General features: G+C 65.9%; 1 protein-coding gene. It reads right to left on the minus strand.

The genetic code is table 11. The features are described from left to right. Positions 1–1,059: an IS630 family transposase gene (locus tag AB0G17_RS37305; RefSeq protein WP_361392729.1), complete on the minus strand. Its 1,059-nt coding sequence runs from the start codon at positions 1,057–1,059 to the stop codon at positions 1–3. Between the last annotated feature and the right edge of the window lie 2 nt (positions 1,060–1,061).

The raw sequence follows: 1,061 nt of genomic DNA on the forward strand, positions 1-1,061 counted from the left end.
CTAGTGACCTGGTTTGGAGATCCTGTCGCAGTAGCGGCAGATGCGGTCGAGGATCTGGTCGGCGGTCTTGGTCCATTTGAAGGGCCGGGCTTGGTCGTTCCAGACCTTGATCCAGTTCTCGAGTGCGGTCTTGAGGTCGTCGAGTGAGCAGAACACTCCGCGTTCGAGACAGCGTCGTTCCAGCTCGGCGAACCACCGCTCGACCTGGTTGATCCAGGACGAGTAGGTGGGGGTGAAGTGGAGCTGGAAGCGGGGGTGCGCAAGGAGCCACTTGTGCACCACGGGTGCTTTGTGGGCGGAGAGGTTGTCGCAGATGACGTGGACCGCCAGGCCCTTGTCGGTCTGGTGGTCGATCTCGTCGAGGAAGTCACGGAAGTCGACTGCCCGGTGCTGGGCGGACAGCTTGCTGATCACCTTGCCGGTCGCGGTGTTCAGGGCGGCGAACAGGTCGACGGTGCCGTGGCGAACGTAGTCGAAGCTCCGCCGCTCGGGCACTCCCGGGATCATGGGCAGGACCGGTGCGGTCCGTTCGAGGGCCTGTATCTGTGGTTTCTCGTCGACCGCGAACACCACGGCGTTTGCCGGCGGAGCGAGATACAGGCCGACGACGTCACGGATTTTGTCGATCAGGAACGGGTCCGGGGAGATCTTGAAAGTCTCGGTCCGCCACGGCTGCAGGCCGAAGGCGTGCCAGATCCGCAGCACGCTCGCGGGCGAGATCCCCACAACCTTGGCCAGTTCCCGCTTGGACCAGTGCGTGCCCGCGGGAGGCGTCTCTTCCAGGGTGCGGACCACCACCTCTTCCACCTGGGCGTCGGTGATGGTCCTTGGCACTCCGGGCCGCGGCTCGTCCGCGAGTGCGTCGAGGCGGTCGCGCAGGAACCGTGTGCGCCAGCGACGCACGGTGTCTCTGCCGACATCGAGCCGCGCGGCGACCACGGTGTTGTTCCAGCCGTTCGCGCACGCCAGCACGATCCGTGCGCGAACGGCCAACCCTTGCGCGGTCGAGCGGCGCTTGGCCCAATTCTCCAGCGTCAGCCGCTCGGCCTGCGACAGCACGA

The sequence above is a fragment of the Streptomyces sp. NPDC023838 genome, from assembly GCF_040639555.1.
In the GTDB taxonomy this organism is placed as follows: Bacteria; Actinomycetota; Actinomycetes; order Streptomycetales; family Streptomycetaceae; genus Streptomyces.